The 14,734-nt window shown below is 60.3% G+C and carries 16 protein-coding genes; 10 read left to right on the top strand and 6 right to left on the bottom strand.

Annotated features, from left to right (window positions below):
• Positions 1-8: 8 nt before the first annotated feature.
• The 3 genes from FGKAn22_RS09250 to FGKAn22_RS09240 all read right to left on the bottom strand — a co-directional run bounded on the left by FGKAn22_RS09250 (position 9) and on the right by FGKAn22_RS09240 (position 2,373).
• Positions 9-1,181, bottom strand: a complete 1,173-nt coding sequence (locus tag FGKAn22_RS09250; protein ID WP_212785362.1) for an acetylornithine transaminase — start codon at positions 1,179-1,181, stop codon at positions 9-11.
• A 155-nt stretch (positions 1,182-1,336) separates the two neighbouring features.
• Positions 1,337-1,600: a 30S ribosomal protein S20 gene (gene rpsT, locus FGKAn22_RS09245; RefSeq protein WP_212785361.1), complete on the bottom strand. Its 264-nt coding sequence runs from the start codon at positions 1,598-1,600 to the stop codon at positions 1,337-1,339.
• Positions 1,601-1,779: 179 nt separating this feature from the next.
• The gene (locus FGKAn22_RS09240; protein WP_212785360.1) at positions 1,780-2,373 is read right to left on the bottom strand and encodes a hypothetical protein; all 594 of its coding nucleotides are present in this window, start codon (positions 2,371-2,373) and stop codon (positions 1,780-1,782) included.
• A 166-nt stretch (positions 2,374-2,539) separates the two neighbouring features.
• On the opposite strand from FGKAn22_RS09240, the gene murJ reads away from it, so the two are divergent.
• Complete coding sequence (gene murJ / locus FGKAn22_RS09235) at positions 2,540-4,078, top strand: murein biosynthesis integral membrane protein MurJ (protein WP_212785359.1); 1,539 nt, start codon at positions 2,540-2,542, stop codon at positions 4,076-4,078.
• Between the two features lie 16 nt (positions 4,079-4,094).
• Here murJ and FGKAn22_RS09230 read toward each other — a convergent pair whose 3' ends face one another.
• From FGKAn22_RS09230 to cysB, 3 genes are all read right to left on the bottom strand, one after another.
• Complete coding sequence (locus FGKAn22_RS09230; protein ID WP_212785358.1) at positions 4,095-4,403, bottom strand: hypothetical protein; 309 nt, start codon at positions 4,401-4,403, stop codon at positions 4,095-4,097.
• Between the two features lie 98 nt (positions 4,404-4,501).
• Entirely contained in the window at positions 4,502-5,242 is a 741-nt protein-coding gene (locus FGKAn22_RS09225) for an NADPH-dependent oxidoreductase (protein ID WP_212785357.1), read from the bottom strand.
• A gap of 7 nt (positions 5,243-5,249) precedes the next feature.
• Positions 5,250-6,176, bottom strand: a complete 927-nt coding sequence (cysB, locus tag FGKAn22_RS09220; protein ID WP_212785356.1) for an HTH-type transcriptional regulator CysB — start codon at positions 6,174-6,176, stop codon at positions 5,250-5,252.
• A gap of 106 nt (positions 6,177-6,282) precedes the next feature.
• Here cysB and FGKAn22_RS09215 point away from each other — a divergent pair, with 106 nt between their 5' ends.
• The 9 genes from FGKAn22_RS09215 to FGKAn22_RS09175 all read left to right on the top strand — a co-directional run bounded on the left by FGKAn22_RS09215 (position 6,283) and on the right by FGKAn22_RS09175 (position 14,707).
• Positions 6,283-7,068 carry a sulfite exporter TauE/SafE family protein gene (locus FGKAn22_RS09215; protein ID WP_212785355.1) on the top strand — a complete coding sequence of 262 codons (786 nt, stop codon included), beginning with the start codon at positions 6,283-6,285 and terminating at the stop codon, positions 7,066-7,068.
• A 10-nt stretch (positions 7,069-7,078) separates the two neighbouring features.
• On the top strand, positions 7,079-7,309 hold the full coding sequence (locus FGKAn22_RS09210; protein ID WP_212785354.1) for a hypothetical protein: 231 nt from the start codon (positions 7,079-7,081) through the stop codon (positions 7,307-7,309).
• Positions 7,310-9,055, top strand: a complete 1,746-nt coding sequence (locus tag FGKAn22_RS09205) for a nitrite/sulfite reductase (protein ID WP_212785353.1) — start codon at positions 7,310-7,312, stop codon at positions 9,053-9,055. It abuts the gene before it with no gap.
• A 4-nt stretch (positions 9,056-9,059) separates the two neighbouring features.
• Positions 9,060-9,572, top strand: coding sequence for a DUF934 domain-containing protein (locus FGKAn22_RS09200; protein WP_212785352.1), 513 nt, complete (start codon positions 9,060-9,062; stop codon positions 9,570-9,572).
• The gene (locus tag FGKAn22_RS09195; RefSeq protein WP_212785351.1) at positions 9,569-10,282 is read left to right on the top strand and encodes a phosphoadenylyl-sulfate reductase; all 714 of its coding nucleotides are present in this window, start codon (positions 9,569-9,571) and stop codon (positions 10,280-10,282) included. The genes FGKAn22_RS09200 and FGKAn22_RS09195 overlap by 4 nt, the downstream gene beginning before the upstream one ends.
• Positions 10,283-10,304: 22 nt before the next feature.
• Positions 10,305-11,210: a sulfate adenylyltransferase subunit CysD gene (cysD, locus tag FGKAn22_RS09190; protein ID WP_212785350.1), complete on the top strand. Its 906-nt coding sequence runs from the start codon at positions 10,305-10,307 to the stop codon at positions 11,208-11,210.
• 2 nt (positions 11,211-11,212) lie between these two features.
• Complete coding sequence (gene cysN / locus FGKAn22_RS09185) at positions 11,213-12,466, top strand: sulfate adenylyltransferase subunit CysN (protein WP_212785349.1); 1,254 nt, start codon at positions 11,213-11,215, stop codon at positions 12,464-12,466.
• Between the two features lie 202 nt (positions 12,467-12,668).
• Complete coding sequence (locus FGKAn22_RS09180) at positions 12,669-13,607, top strand: CobD/CbiB family protein (RefSeq protein ID WP_212785348.1); 939 nt, start codon at positions 12,669-12,671, stop codon at positions 13,605-13,607.
• Between the two features lie 65 nt (positions 13,608-13,672).
• A complete protein-coding gene (locus FGKAn22_RS09175; protein ID WP_212785347.1) occupies positions 13,673-14,707 on the top strand; it encodes an HDOD domain-containing protein in 1,035 nt (344 codons plus the stop codon).
• Positions 14,708-14,734 lie beyond the last annotated feature (27 nt).

The raw sequence follows: 14,734 nt of genomic DNA, 5'->3' as shown, positions 1-14,734 counted from the left end.
GCTTCCTATCAGGATTGCAGGAATTCTTTGATCAGCGGGCACAGGATGTTCAGCATCTGCTGTGCTTCATCTTGCGACATGATGAGCGGCGGCAACAGACGGATCACACTGTCGGCGGTGACATTGATCAGCAGGCCTTGCGCCAGCGCCTTGCCCACCAGTTCGCCGCAGGGTTTTTCCAGCTCGACGCCGATCATCAGCCCCTGTCCACGGATCGCCTTGACGCCGTCAACGCCGGCGAGTTGTGCGGTGAAGCCATCGCGAATGAACTTCCCAAGCTGCTCGGCATGCGCCAGCAGCTTGTCCTCTTCAAGAACATTCAGCGTGGTCAGGCCTGCGGTGCAGGCCAGCGGGTTGCCGCCGAAGGTGGAGCCGTGGTTGCCGGGCTTGAACAGCCCGGCAGCCTTGCCTGCGGTCAGGCACGCGCCGATGGGCACGCCCGAGCCTAGGCCCTTGGCCAGCGTCATCACGTCCGGCAGGATGCCGGTGTGCTGGTGGGCGAACCACTTGCCGGTGCGGCCGATGCCGCTCTGCACTTCGTCCAGCATCAGCAGCCAGCCATGCTGGTCGCAAATCTTGCGCAGGCCTTGCAGGTAAGCCGCATCGGGCGTGCGGATGCCGCCCTCGCCCTGGATCGGCTCAACCAGCACGGCGACCACGTCGAGGTTATGCGATGCGACCAGCTCGATGGCGGCGAGGTCGTTGTAGGGCACGCGCACGAAGCCCTTCACCAGCGGCTCGAAGCCGGCCTGCACCTTGCGGTTGCCGGTGGCGGAGAGGGTGGCCAGTGTCCGTCCGTGGAAGGATTTCTCCATCACGATGATGCTGGGCATCTCGATGCCCTTGTTGTGGCCGTACATGCGCGCCAGCTTGATCGCGGCCTCGTTCGCCTCGCAGCCGGAGTTGCTGAAGAACACTTCCTGCATGTTGGACAGGGTGCACAGCTTGTCGGCGAGCCATTCCTGCTCGCGCACCTGGTAGACATTGGAACAGTGGATCAGCTTGCTGACCTGCGCATGGAGCGCGGTGGTGAGGCGCGGATGCGCATGTCCCAGCGTGTTCACGGCGATGCCGGACAGCGCGTCCAGATAGCGCTTGCCCTCGGTATCCCAGAGCCACGCGCCTTCCCCGCGTTCGAACGCGACGGGTTGGCGGGCGTAAGTGTTCATTACATGCGACATACAGACCTCTAAAAAGAAGACGGCGGACTCGTCCGCCGTTCAGCCATAAACAGGAAGCGTATATTGAGCCAAACAGCCCTACAAAGCAAACAAGCCGACATTGCTGTCGGCTTGTGCGGTGAATCAAAGCATTCGTGGCTTATGCCACGGGGCGATTACGCCATTGCCTTGATGGCCGCAGACAGACGGCTCTTGTGTCGAGCAGCCTTGTTCTTGTGGATGATCTTCTTGTCGGCGATGCTGTCCACGGTGCTGACCGAAGATTGGTAAACGGCTTGAGCAGCGGCCTTGTCGCCGGCTTCGATAGCCTTGATCACCTTCTTGATCGCAGTGCGCAATTCCGAGCGCAGACTGCTGTTGTGAGCATTCTGTTTAACTGCCTGACGTGCACGCTTGCGGGCTTGTGCGCTATTTGCCATGACTACTCCTTGAAAATTCGGTACGACGAAAGGCGCGCATTCTAGTAGCTGGCGCAAGGTTTTGCAAATTCTTTTTTCAGGGACAGGCGGTTAAGTGGGGTGAGGTATGGCTAAAACAACTGGATACCGAAAGACAAATCTCCTGGGTATCCAGTTGCTGGGGCGCTAATCTATTGAGGTTACGGGGTTACCAGCGATTTGAACTCGGGATTTTTAACGAGTTTGCCAATCAGATTTTGAACGGCCGGCAGGTATGCTTCTGCGGTCTGTTTGCAAGCCGTGTCTGCGACAAAACCGCTGTTGAATTCGTAATGCTCGGAAATATAAGTAGATTTTCCGTTCGAGGAGCTTACCTTGAGTCCTATATCCCATGAGCCGCCGGTCAATCCGCGGGACGATGAAAATTCAAGTTGTTCAACCGTGCCACTAAGCGTGACTTTGGGGGTGCTATCGTTGAACTTGCCCGCTACCTTTAGTTCATCTGCAAGAGCTTTTTGGATATAGGCCTCAAAGCTTAGGCTATCAGGAGGAGCTATAGGGCCGGCAGCGCGGCAACTATTGTCGAATTTTGCAGGGCCTTTAAATGAGCCTACGTTGATGTTCCCCGCATCGATCGTTTTTAAGGCAACATTCGTATCCGCATTAATGCTATATCGCTGAGGCATATAGGTCGAACATGCGCTGAGAGAAATGGCTACAACTGCAACGTACACTTTCTTCACTTTATATTGCTCCCTTGTCGTAAATGTATAACGGCGGAAATCAGGCGGCATGGTTGCCTGCCCGGTTGATCAGCCAAGAGGCACACTACTTACTCTCAGCAAGTGGGTCAATATGCCGAAATATATAGGCAGTTTTAGCATCCGATAGGAGGGGCATGGCGGTGCTAGTGGCGATGGTATGATGCGCGGCGTTTACAGCGGACAGTCCACGACCAGCATGAATCTCCTCAAAGCCCTCGCCACCGTCAGCAGTCTGACCTTGCTTTCGCGCATCCTCGCGTTCGTGCGCGACGTGCTGATCGCGCGGATATTCGGGGCGGGGGCGGCGACGGACGCGTTCTTCGTGGCGTTCAAGCTGCCTAACTTGCTGCGCCGCCTGTTTGCCGAAGGGGCGTTCTCTCAGGCATTCGTGCCGATCTTCGGGGAATACAGGAACCGCAAGGGGCACGACGAGACCAAGTTGCTGGTCGATCACGTTACCACCATGCTGGCGCTGATCCTGTTCCTGGTCACGCTTGTAGGCATCGTCGCCGCGCCGATCCTCGTTTATATCAGTGCGCCGGGCTTCATCAAGGATGTGGAGAAGTTCGATCTGACCGTGCAGCTGTTGCGCATCACTTCGCCCTACATTTTCTTTATATCACTGGTCGCGGTTGCGGCGGGCATCCTCAATACCTATAACAAGTTCTGGGTGCCGGCGTTTGCACCGGTGTTGCTGAACCTGTGTTTCATCGGCGGGGCGCTGTGGCTGGCGCCGTATTTTGACCCACCCATCCTGGTGCTGGCCTGGGCGGTGTTCGTGGCCGGATTCGTGCAACTGGTATTCCAGATTCCGTTCCTGAAAAAGATCGGCATGCTGCCGAGCATCCGCTTCAGCCTCAAGGACGAGGGCATGTGGCGAGTCATCAGGCAGATGGGGCCGGCGGTGTTCGGCGTGTCCATCGCGCAGATCAGCCTCATCCTTAACACCATCTTCGCATCGTTCCTGGTGGCGGGCAGCGTGTCCTGGCTGTATTACGCCGACCGCCTGATGGAGTTCCCCACCGGGATGCTGGGCGTGGCGCTGGGCACCATCCTGTTGCCGTCGCTTTCCAAGCTGCACGCCAGCAACGACATGACCGAGTATTCGAAACTGCTGGACTGGGGGCTGCGCCTGACCTTCCTGCTGGCACTGCCCGCCGCGCTGGCGCTGGGCATGATCGCCGTGCCGCTGCTGGCGACCTTTTTCCAGCACGGGGAATTCAGCTCGCACGACGTCCTGATGTCGCGCAACGCACTGGTGGGATACAGCGTAGGGCTGATCGGGTTGATTCTGGTGAAGATCCTCGCGCCGGGTTTCTATGCCAAGCAGGACATCAGGACCCCGGTGAAGATCGGCATTGTCACGCTGCTGGCTACGCAGGCGATGAACGCGCTGTTCATCGGCTGGATACAGCACGCCGGGCTGGCGCTCTCCATCGGCCTCGGCGCCTGCCTCAACTCTGCCATCCTGTTCCATTTCCTGCGCAAGCGCGGCATCTACCGGCCGGAGCCGGGCTGGGTCAAGTTCTTCCTCAAGGTGGCGCTCGCCTTGCTTGCGCTGGGACTGGCGCTGTGGTTCGGGAAGGGCAGCGAACAGCATTGGCTGGAGGCGCATGGTTGGGCGCGCATCCTGCATCTGTCTGCGCTGGTGGTGGGCGGTGTGCTGGTCTATTTCGCCGTGCTGTTCGTGTTGGGCTTCCGGCTCAAGGATTTCGCGAAGCGCGGGGCGAACTGAGATACAGCACAGGCTGCTAGCGCTCGAGGCGTTCCACCAGCCTGTCCACCTGCTGGGCGATGGCGTCCCAGATCGCCATCGGGCCCGCCTTCCTGAGTTCGTCCTCCCGCCAGTTCTCGGGAGGCTTGCACTTGGTTTCATCGAGCCAGCACGCTAGCCTGTCGCGGTTTTCCTTCAGCTTCTGCAGTTGCGCGCTGGCTTCGGCTTCCGCGGGACTTTGGGCCAGTTTCTTTTCGGCATGCTCCAACACCTCGTCGAGGTGCTTCAAGCGCAAGTCGTATTCCTTGATGCGTTGTTCTGCCAGCAAGCTATATATGTCCACCATTTGCGCCTCCGGGAATTGTCAGGATGCCTGGGCGCATTATTTTCCCCATATCCGGACCGCACAATGGGCAAAAGTACGCAGTGCGAGTGGCGCGGAGGCTACTTGTCGTTCAGCAACCCTTGCATCGCAGCGACGGGTTTGACTTGCGGGAAATAGATAGTGTGCAGGCGGCTCGCCAGGGTGGCCGACCAGGTCATCCCATCGCTGCGTTCCAGCTTGTTCCAGTACTCCATGATGGTCTGGTCGTAGGCGTCGATGGCGGCGGGATAGCCGGAGGCGTCGTAGCGTTCGTCGTGGCGGAAGGTCCCGATGTCCATGCGGGGCTTGAGCGGCATGTCGTCCTTGATGTGGCCGATAGTGAGGCCGACCAGCGGGAAGGTGAGGGGCGGCAGGCCCAGCAGATCGATCATGCCCTGCGGGTTGCGGCGGATGCCGCCGATGGGCACGACGCCCAGGCCCAGCGACTCGGCGGCGGTGATCAGCGTGCCGAGCACGATTCCCGCATCCACGGCGGCCACGCCGAAGCCTTCCATGCTCTCGTGGATGATCTGCGTCTGGCCCGCCTTGCGCACGCCGATGTCGGTCTTGTGGAAGTCGATCACGATCGCGATGAATACCGGCGCCTGCTCGACCCATGCCTGCCCGCCGGCGAGTTCCGCGATACGCGCGCGCCTCTCCGCATCGCGCACCACCACCAGCGATATCTCCTGCGCGTTCATCGAGGTCGGCGCCCGGTGTGCCGCGGCGATGATCTGGGCCAGCATCTCGTCGCTGACCGTGTCGGTCTTGTAGCTGCGGATGCTGCGGTGGGCTTGCTGGGTGCGTAAGGTTTCGTTCATTTATTCCTCAAAGTTTGATGTGCATGGCTTTCGCCACCACGTCGCGCGTCAGGTGCGGGGCGAACAGCTCGATGAAGTCGTAGGTGTAGCCGCGCAGGTATTCGTTCTTGCGGATGGCGATGCGCGTGGTGTTGGCCTTGAACAGGTGCTTGGCATCGAGCTTGCGCAGGTGGCGGTCGCGCTCGGGGATGAAGGCGATCTCGGCCAGGATGCCGATACCCAGCCCCAGTTCCACATAGGTCTTGATCACGTCGGCATCGATCGCGGTGAGTGCGATGTTGGGCTCGATGTCGGCCTTCGCGAAGGCTTCGTCGATCTTGCCGCGCCCGCTGAAGGCGAAGTCGTAGGTGATGATGGGGTATTGCGCGATCTTCGCCAGCGTCAGCCGTTTTTCCTCTGCCAGCGGGTGTTTGGGCGGGACCACCACGCAGTGGTGCCATTCGTAGCACGGCAGGGTGACGAGCTCGTCGTAGAGCGACAGGCTTTCGGTGGCGATGGCGACGTCGGCCTCGCCGTTCAGCACCTGTTCGGCGATCTGCGTCGGGTTGCCCTGGTGCAGGCCGAGCTTCACCTTGGGGTAGCGCTTGATGAACTGCTTGACCACCGGCGGCAGGGCGTAGCGCGCCTGGGTGTGGGTGGTGGCAAGGACCAGGTGGCCGCTGTCCTGTTCCTGATATTCCTGGCCGACCTGTTTAAGGTTGTCGGCTTCTTGCAGGATGCGCTGGGCGATGCCCAGGATGGTCTTGCCGGGTTCGGTAATGGCGACGATGCGTTTGCCGCTGCGCACGAAGACGTCGATACCCAGTTCTTCCTCCAGCAGCTTGATCTGCTTGCTGATACCGGGCTGCGAGGTATACAGCGATGCAGCCGCATCGGAGATGTTCAGCCCCTGCCGCTCGATTTCGCGCAGGTAACGCAGTTGCTGCAGGTTCATATGAATTTCCTTCATAACGATAGGTTATAAAATCCTAACATAAAACCATTTAGGAATATAACTGCGCCCGACTAGAATGCGCGCCGTAACTTATAAAGAGGCAAATATGGACTGGATGTACACGCTGTCCGGCTTTCTGGTCGGGCTGATCGTCGGGGTCACGGGGGTAGGCGGCGGGTCGTTGATGACCCCGCTGCTGGTGCTGATGTTCGGCGTGTCTCCCGCGACCGCGGTCGGCACCGACCTGCTGTATGCTTCGCTGACCAAGACGCTGGGCGGCTGGGTGCACGGGCGTAACGGCTCGGTGGACTGGAAGGTGGTGGGCCTGCTCGGCATGGGTAGTCTGCCGGCAGCGGTCGTCACCATCGCGCTGTTGAAGTATCTGGTGCTGGACGAGAAGACCTTGCGCGGCCTGGTGACCGGCGTGTTGAGCGTAGCGCTCTTGCTGACGGCAGCAGCCCTGCTGCTGAAGGATCAGATCAAGAAGTTGGCTCGACGCGCGGACGGCACGGTGTATGAGCTGCACCATCGCTACCTGCCCGCGGCGACGATCACCACCGGCGCAGTGGTCGGCACCCTGGTGACGATCTCCTCGGTGGGGGCGGGCGTGCTGGGGACGGTGGCCTTGCTGTTCCTGTATCCGCGCATGTCGGCAGTGAAGGTGGTGGGCACGGATATCGTGCATGCCGTTCCGCTGACCGCGATCGCGGGGATGGGGCACCTGGCGCTGGGTACGGTGGATCTGGTGCTACTGGTCAGCCTGCTGCTGGGTTCGCTGCCCGGGATATATATCGGCAGTCATCTGAGTGCGAAAGTGCCTGAAAAGGTACTGCGTCCGATCCTGGCAACCATGTTGCTGATCATCGGCCTCAAGATGGTGTTCTACAAGTAAGGGGAAAAACATGAGTGCGAACAAACCGAACAAACCCAAGCAAGTCAGCTGGTTCAACGGATGCGGCGGCCGCATCGGTGTGGTGGTCGGCCAGACCGGCGAACATGCATATATCGGCGCGGCTTTGCGCCACGATGAGGATGCAGATGTGGAGCATATCCTGATGTATGGCGCGAAGTTCCCGCTCGATGCCGCGCTGCTATTGCCCGTGTCCAAGCGTTATCCTGACGGGGAAAACTAAATGTATCGTTACGATCAATTCGATCACCAGATCACCGCCGAGCGCGTCGCGCAGTTTCGCGACCAGGTGCGCAGGCGCTTGTCGGGTGAGCTGAAGGAGGACGAGTTCCGCATCCTGCGCCTGCAGAACGGTCTGTATATGCAGATTCATGCCTACATGCTGCGCGTCGCCGTGCCGTACGGCCTGATAAGCGCCGCGCAGATGCGCATGTTTGCATCCATCGCGCGCAAGTACGATCGCGGTTATGGGCATTTCACCACGCGCCAGAACATCCAGTTCAACTGGTTCAAGCTGCAGGATGCGCCGGAGGCGCTGGCCGACCTGGCGACGGTGGAAATGCACGCCAATCAGACTTCCGGCAATTGCATCCGCAATATCACCTGCGATGAATTCGCGGGCGTGGCGCGCGACGAGATCGTCGATCCGCGCCCTTACGCCGAGATACTGCGCCAGTGGAGCACCTTCCATCCCGAGTTTGGCTACCTGCCGCGCAAGTTCAAGTTTGCGATCAGCGGGGCCGAGCACGACCGTGCCGCGATCGCGGTGCACGACATCGGCCTGTCGGTGGTGAAGAACGCGCAGGGCGAGGTCGGTTTCCGAGTGCTGGTCGGCGGCGGCCTTGGGCGCACGCCCATCGTCGGTACCGAGATATGCGACTTCGTGCCCTGGCAGCACGCCATCACGTACCTGGAATCCATCGTGCGCGTGTATAACGAACACGGTCGCCGCGACAATATCTACAAGGCACGCATCAAGATACTGGTGAAGGCGCTCGGCATCGAGGAATTCAAACGCCAGGTCGAAGCCGACTGGCAGTTCACCAAAAACGGTCCCTGCACCATCACCGAGGCGGAGTTGAATCGTGTCTCTGCTTGCTTTACCGTGCCGGCTTACGAGCAATTGCCGGAAGGCGATTCGGCTGTGGAGGCGTTGCAACGCGACAACAAGGCCTTCGCCAATTGGCTGCAGCGCAACATCAAGCCGCACAAAGTGCCGGGCTACGCGGCAGTGGTTTTGTCGCTGAAGAAGACCGGCATTGCGCCGGGGGATGCGACGGCAGAACAGATGGACGCCGCGGCGGAGCTGGCCGATCGTTTCAGCTTCGGCGAGTTGCGCATCACGCACATGCAGAACCTGGTGCTGGCGGATGTCAGACAATCCGATCTGGTCGCGTTATGGAAAGCCGCCGATGCGATGGGCATGGCGACACCCAATATCGGGCTGCTGAACGATGTCATCTGCTGCCCGGGCAGCGATTTCTGCACGCTGGCAAACGCGCGGTCCATCTCGTTAGCGAAGGCGATTGCCGAGCGTTTCGATAATATAGACTTCCAGCACGACATCGGCGACATCGAGTTGAACATTTCGGGCTGTATCAATGCCTGCGGGCATCACCATATCGGGCATATCGGCATCCTGGGTGTGGATAAGGACGGCGAAGACTGGTACCAGGTGTCGATAGGCGGATCGCAGGGCAATTCCGCCGGGGTGGGGAAAGTGATCGGAAGCTCGTTCGCCTTCTCGCAAATGCCCGAGGTGGTCGCCCGTTTGCTCGAGGTGTACGTGCGCGAGCGCCATGCCGACGAGCGTTTCATCGACACGGTGCGCCGGATCGGTCACGGCCCGTTCAAGGAGTATGTCTACGCGACGCCGATAGCCGGCGATGCGAAACTGGACGGGGCCGAATATGCCTCGCTGGAAAAGGGCACGCCCTATGACATGCCTTACTATTCGCGGAGGTTTTAATCCGATGATCATCAAAAATAAATCCGTCGTTGATGACGACTGGAGCGTGTTGCGATTGAATGAGGGCGATACGACGGAAAGTGTTGCCGTTCCTTCCGGCAAGATCATCGTGCCGCTGAAAGTGTGGCAGGCGCAACGCGACAAGCTGTCGCAACGCGCTGATCTGGGCGTGTGGCTGAACAGCGACGAGCGCGCGGAAGATCTGCAGGACGATCTGGCGAAGTTCGCCGTGATCGCGGTGAACTTCCCGAAGTTCGCCGACGGGCGCGGTTATTCCATCGCTTATCATCTGCGTACCCGATTGGGCTATCGCGGCGAATTGCGCGCCATAGGCGATGTGTTGCGCGACCAGCTGTTCTACATGCAGCGTGCCGGCTTCGACGCATTTGCCCCGAGGGCGGATAAAGACATACACGAGGCACTGAAGGGTTTGAGCGATTTTTCACTCAGCTACCAGGCTTCGTCAGATGAAGGACAACCGCTGTTTCGGCGGGTGCAACGCGGAGGTGCGGCATGAGCGCATTGCAGCAAAAGATCGAACAGACGGTTGCCGTACTGCAACAGGCAGTGCGTGAATTCGCGCTGGTGACGTTCGCCAACAGTCTGGGCGCGGAGGACATGGTGCTGACCGACCTGATCGCGAAGAACGGTCTGGATATCGAGATGTTCAGCCTCGACACCGGACGCCTGCCACAGGAGACCTACGACCTGATGCAGGAACTGCGCAAGCGTTACAGCGTGCCACTGAAGATATATTTTCCGGACAGCGTGCTGGTCGAGGAATATGCGGCACAATACGGCGTGAATGCTTTTTACGACAGCGTAGAGTTGCGCAAACGCTGTTGCCATATCCGCAAGGTCGAGCCGCTGAAGCGCGCGCTGGCAGGCAAGAAGGCCTGGATCACCGGCATGCGCCGTGACCAGGCAGTCACGCGCGGTGGGCTGGAAGTGTCTTCCTTCGATGCGGATCACGGCCTGCAGAAGTTCAACCCGCTGCTGGACTGGACCAACGCCGAGGTGTGGGAATACATCAAGGCCAACGACGTGCCGTACAACAAGCTGCACGACCGGTTCTATCCCAGCATCGGCTGTGCGCCTTGTACGCGCTCCGTCACGCCGGGCGAAGATATCCGCTCCGGCCGCTGGTGGTGGGAGGACCCGCAAAACAAAGAGTGCGGCTTGCACGTTGGCAAAAGTACGCCGCTGAAATTCACTGCAGCCAAGTAAGTTTGAGAATAGAGAGAGAAATATGAGCAGTCATACCTTCACCCATCTGGACGCGCTGGAAAGCGAATCCATCCACATCATGCGCGAGGTCGCGGCGGAATGTAAGAATCCGGCGCTGCTGTTCTCCGGCGGCAAGGATTCCATCGTGATGCTGCGCCTGGCCGAAAAGGCGTTCCGTCCGGCGAAGTTCCCGTTCCCGCTGGTGCACATCGACACCGAGCACAACTTCCCGGAAGTGATCGAGTGCCGCGACAAGCTGGCGAAGGATCTGGGCGAGCGGCTGATCGTGCGTTCGCTGGAGGACTCGATCAAGCGCGGCACCATTGTCATCAAGGATGAGAGCAAGCCTCGCAACCCCTACCAGTCGGTGACACTGCTGGAGACCATCGCCGAATTCGGTTTCGACGCCTGCATGGGCGGTGCGCGCCGCGATGAAGAAAAGGCACGTGCCAAGGAGCGCATCTTCTCGTTCCGCGACGAGTTCGGCCAGTGGGACCCGAAGAACCAGCGTCCCGAGCTGTGGGATATCTACAACACGCGAGTTCATGCAGGCGAGAACATCCGCGTGTTCCCGATCAGCAACTGGACGGAGATGGACATCTGGGAATACATCGGGCGCGAGAAGCTGCACATCCCGGAAATCTACTATGCGCACGAACGTGAAGTGATCCGCCGCGGCAACGCGGTGATTCCGGTGTCGCACCTGGTGCAGCCGAAGCCGGGCGAGAAAGTAGAAGTACTCTCTGTGCGCTTCCGCACGGTGGGCGACATGACGTGTACCGCGCCGGTGGAATCCACCGCACGCACGGTGCAAGAGATCATCACCGAGACCTCGACCACACGCATCACCGAACGCGGCGCGACACGCATGGACGACCAGACCTCGGAAGCCTCGATGGAACTGCGCAAGAAAGAAGGGTATTTCTAATCATGAGCAACACTACACAATTGTTACGTTTCATTACCGCCGGTAGCGTCGACGACGGCAAGAGCACACTGATCGGCCGCCTGCTGCACGACTCCAAGTCCATTTTCGAGGACCAGCTCTCGGCGATCTCGAAGACCAGCGAGCGCCGCGGCATGGCTGCGGTTGACCTGTCGCTGCTGACCGACGGCCTGCAGGCCGAGCGCGAGCAGGGCATCACCATCGATGTGGCCTATCGCTACTTCGCCACGCCCAAGCGCAAGTTCATCATCGGCGATACGCCGGGGCACGAGCAATACACTCGCAACATGGTGACGGCGGCGTCCACCGCCAACCTCGCCATCATCCTGGTCGACGCGCGCAAAGGCGTGTTGACGCAGACGAAGCGCCATTCCTACCTCGCCAGCCTGCTCGGCGTGCCGCATGTCGTGCTGGCGGTGAACAAGATGGATATGGTGGATTATTCGAAGGCGCGCTTCGAGGAGATCGTCGGTGAGTACAAGAGGTTCGCCGCCCAGCTGAACCTGCACGACGTGCATTGCATCCCGATGTCCGCGCTGATGGGCGATATGGTGGTGGAGCGCGGCGACAACCTGGACTGGTACCAGGGACCGGCCTTGCTGGAGCTGCTGGAAACGGTCGCCATCGACCACGACGTGAACACCAGCGACTTCCGCTTCCCGGTGCAGTGGGTATGCCGTCCGCAGACCGAGGAATATCACGACTTCAGGGGCTTCGCCGGGCGCATCGAGGCGGGCGAAGTGTCGGTGGGCGACGAGGTCACCATCCTGCCGTCCGGCCGCACGACCAAGGTCAAGGAGATCGTCACTTACGACGGCAGCCTGCAGACCGCGTTCGCACCCCAGTCCGTGACCATCACCCTGGAGGAGGAGATCGACATTTCGCGCGGCGACATGTTCGTGAAGAGCAGCGCCCATCTGCCCAAGGTGGAAAAGGAATTCGAGGCGACGCTGTGCTGGCTGTCCGAAGCGCCGCTGGACAAGAACCGCAAGTACCTCGTCAAGCACACCACGCGCATGGCGAAGTGCCTGTTCTCGCGTCTCGACTACCGCGTGGACGTGAACACACTGGAACAGCATGCGGTCGAAAAACTGAACATGAACGACATCGCCCGCGTTGCGCTCAAGATCCAGCAACCGTTGGTATTCGACAGCTACGCCACCGATCGCGCCACCGGCAGCTTCATCGTGATCGACGAGGCGACCAACAACACCGTCGCGGCGGGGATGATCGCCTGACCCTGTTGTTGTACGGAACCACCAGGTTGTAAAGCAGGCACAAAAAAACCTGCCGGAGTCGATCCGGCAGGTTTTTTCTTTCGCGCGGGTTATTGGTCGGGAGTGAGTCCGCATCCCGCAGGCAAATGGCGCGAGGCATGAAATCTGCTGAAATAGGCGCTAAAGGCTGACAAGGGAGGGCTCTTGGTTTTATAGTGGCGGCATGAGCCTTCTCGCATTAATCTCCGCCCTGCTTCTGGAGCAGTTTCAGCCGCTGTCCTCGCAAAAATACCTGCATGGCTGGCTGTCCGGCTATGTGAATTTCTTCCAGCACCACTTCAACGCAGGCGAATTCCGGCACGGCAAGATCGCCTGGCTGCTGGCAGTGCTGCCGCTGCTGGCGGGCGTGGTCGTGCTGTACTGGCTGATGTATCGCGCCCATCCGGTGTTCGCTTGGGCGCTCGACGTGCTGGTGCTGTACCTCACCATGGGTTTCCGCCAGTTCAGCCACTATTTCACCGATATCCACAAGGCGCTGCGCGACAGCGAACTGGACAAGGCCCGCCGCCTTCTGTCCGAATGGCGCGGCGTCCCCTCGCATGAGTTGAACGCCGAGGAAGTGGCGCGCGTCACCATCGAAGAGGCGCTGCTTGCGTCGCACCGCAACGTGTTCGGCGTGATTGTCTGGTTCGTGCTGTTCAGCGTGCTCGGTCTGGGCGGTGCGGCGGGCGCGCTGCTGTATCGTCTGGGGCAATTCCTGTATGCGCGCTGGGGCGAGGAGGATGCCGCCGAACTGGGCGAGTTCGGCGGTTTCGCAAGGCAGGCGTCCTATCTGCTGGAATGGCTGCCGCTCCGCCTGACTGCCGCCACCTTTGCCATCGTCGGCGACTTCGAGGATACGGCCTACTGCTGGCGGACCCAGGCAGCAAGCTGGCCCGATCCCGAAGCCGGCATCCTGCTCGCCAGCGGGGCCGGGGCGCTGGGCGTGCGGCTGGGCATGCCCATCCCTCAGGGCGGCCTGCCGCTGGACCGTCCGGAACTTGGCATCGGCGACGAAGCAGATGCCGACTTCATGCAAAGTACCGTCGGGCTGGTATGGCGTTCGGTGGTGTTCTGGATCATCCTGTTGTCGCTGCTGACCCTGGCAAACTTGCTGGGCTGAGCGATGGGAACCATCGCGCCGGCAGCAGCTCTACCGCTGCAGTAACTATTCTCGGCACTTCAAACATGAGCAAAGACCGTATAGGCAGCAAACTGCAATTGGCTCTGGGCAACCTGGACTCGCTGCCCGCCATGCCGGCCATCGCGCAGAAGCTGCTTGCACTGCCTCTGGATACGGATCGGGGCGAGGCGCAGATGCTCAGCCTGATCGAACAGGACCCGCAGCTTTCCGCGCGCATCGTCGGTCTGGCCAATTCGCCCGCCTTGGGCGTCGGGCGCAAGATCACCGGCATCCGCGATGCGGCGATGCTGCTGGGGCTGAAACGGTTGAAGTCGGTGGCCATCGGCATCGCAACCATGTCCAAGCTGACCAGTCAGCCCGCGGCAAAGAACTTCGACCCGCAGGACCTGTGGTCGCACAGTATGACCATCGCCATCGTGATGAATACGCTCGCGCGGGAAATGCCGAGGCGGATACGTCCGGATGAAAACCAGATCTTCCTGGCAGGCCTGTTGCACGATATCGGTTTCATGGTGTTGCATCACCTCGACTTTCAGGCCAGTGACGAACTGCACCGCCAGATGCGCCTGCAACCGAAGCGCCACATCCACGATCTCGAACTGGAGTTGCTGGGCGTGACGCATTGCCACATCGGTGCGCTGCTGGCGCGGCACTGGCATCTTCCTTCCGAAATCGCCGAGGTGGTGGAACTGCATCACTCTCCGCGACCCGGCGATGTGGCGCTTGCCAATCCGTTGGTCGCGCTGGTCAGTGTCGCCGAGAAGTTGCTGCCGGATTTCGGGATCGCCGAACATACCAACGAGGAGATCGGCGAGGACGAGTGGCGCGAGTTGTGCATCGACCCGGCGCGCGCGGATGAGATATCCGCATTGGTCAACGAATTGGCTATGCAGGTCGTGCAGTTGCCGGAAACACACCAGGTATCGGCGCCGGCCATCAAGATCCCCGAAGGGCAGGGAGCCGCCTCACATCGGCGAGCAGCGCCGCAACGCGCACCATCCGCCGCAGGCAGGCCCGCTGGCGAGACCAGGTCCCCTATACGTGCGCTGCTCAACTGGTTGGGCGGGTTGTGGCGTTGATGGCGGTTGAGCTCATCCGTGTCGTCG

It is taken from the genome of Ferrigenium kumadai, from assembly GCF_018324385.1.
Lineage (GTDB): Bacteria > Pseudomonadota > Gammaproteobacteria > Burkholderiales > Gallionellaceae > Gallionella > Gallionella kumadai.
Note: the sequence above shows the minus strand (reverse complement) of the source record. Positions and strands in the feature narration are given on the sequence as shown.

Coding starts and splice junctions, on each gene's coding strand:
- FGKAn22_RS09250 (WP_212785362.1), bottom strand. CDS start 1,181: ATGTCGCATGTAATGAACACTTACGCCCGCCAACCCGTCGCGTTCGAA.
- rpsT (WP_212785361.1), bottom strand. CDS start 1,600: ATGGCAAATAGCGCACAAGCCCGCAAGCGTGCACGTCAGGCAGTTAAA.
- FGKAn22_RS09240 (WP_212785360.1), bottom strand. CDS start 2,373: ATGCCGCCTGATTTCCGCCGTTATACATTTACGACAAGGGAGCAATAT.
- murJ (WP_212785359.1), top strand. CDS start 2,540: ATGAATCTCCTCAAAGCCCTCGCCACCGTCAGCAGTCTGACCTTGCTT.
- FGKAn22_RS09230 (WP_212785358.1), bottom strand. CDS start 4,403: ATGGTGGACATATATAGCTTGCTGGCAGAACAACGCATCAAGGAATAC.
- FGKAn22_RS09225 (WP_212785357.1), bottom strand. CDS start 5,242: ATGAACGAAACCTTACGCACCCAGCAAGCCCACCGCAGCATCCGCAGC.
- cysB (WP_212785356.1), bottom strand. CDS start 6,176: ATGAACCTGCAGCAACTGCGTTACCTGCGCGAAATCGAGCGGCAGGGG.
- FGKAn22_RS09215 (WP_212785355.1), top strand. CDS start 6,283: ATGGACTGGATGTACACGCTGTCCGGCTTTCTGGTCGGGCTGATCGTC.
- FGKAn22_RS09210 (WP_212785354.1), top strand. CDS start 7,079: ATGAGTGCGAACAAACCGAACAAACCCAAGCAAGTCAGCTGGTTCAAC.
- FGKAn22_RS09205 (WP_212785353.1), top strand. CDS start 7,310: ATGTATCGTTACGATCAATTCGATCACCAGATCACCGCCGAGCGCGTC.
- FGKAn22_RS09200 (WP_212785352.1), top strand. CDS start 9,060: ATGATCATCAAAAATAAATCCGTCGTTGATGACGACTGGAGCGTGTTG.
- FGKAn22_RS09195 (WP_212785351.1), top strand. CDS start 9,569: ATGAGCGCATTGCAGCAAAAGATCGAACAGACGGTTGCCGTACTGCAA.
- cysD (WP_212785350.1), top strand. CDS start 10,305: ATGAGCAGTCATACCTTCACCCATCTGGACGCGCTGGAAAGCGAATCC.
- cysN (WP_212785349.1), top strand. CDS start 11,213: ATGAGCAACACTACACAATTGTTACGTTTCATTACCGCCGGTAGCGTC.
- FGKAn22_RS09180 (WP_212785348.1), top strand. CDS start 12,669: ATGAGCCTTCTCGCATTAATCTCCGCCCTGCTTCTGGAGCAGTTTCAG.
- FGKAn22_RS09175 (WP_212785347.1), top strand. CDS start 13,673: ATGAGCAAAGACCGTATAGGCAGCAAACTGCAATTGGCTCTGGGCAAC.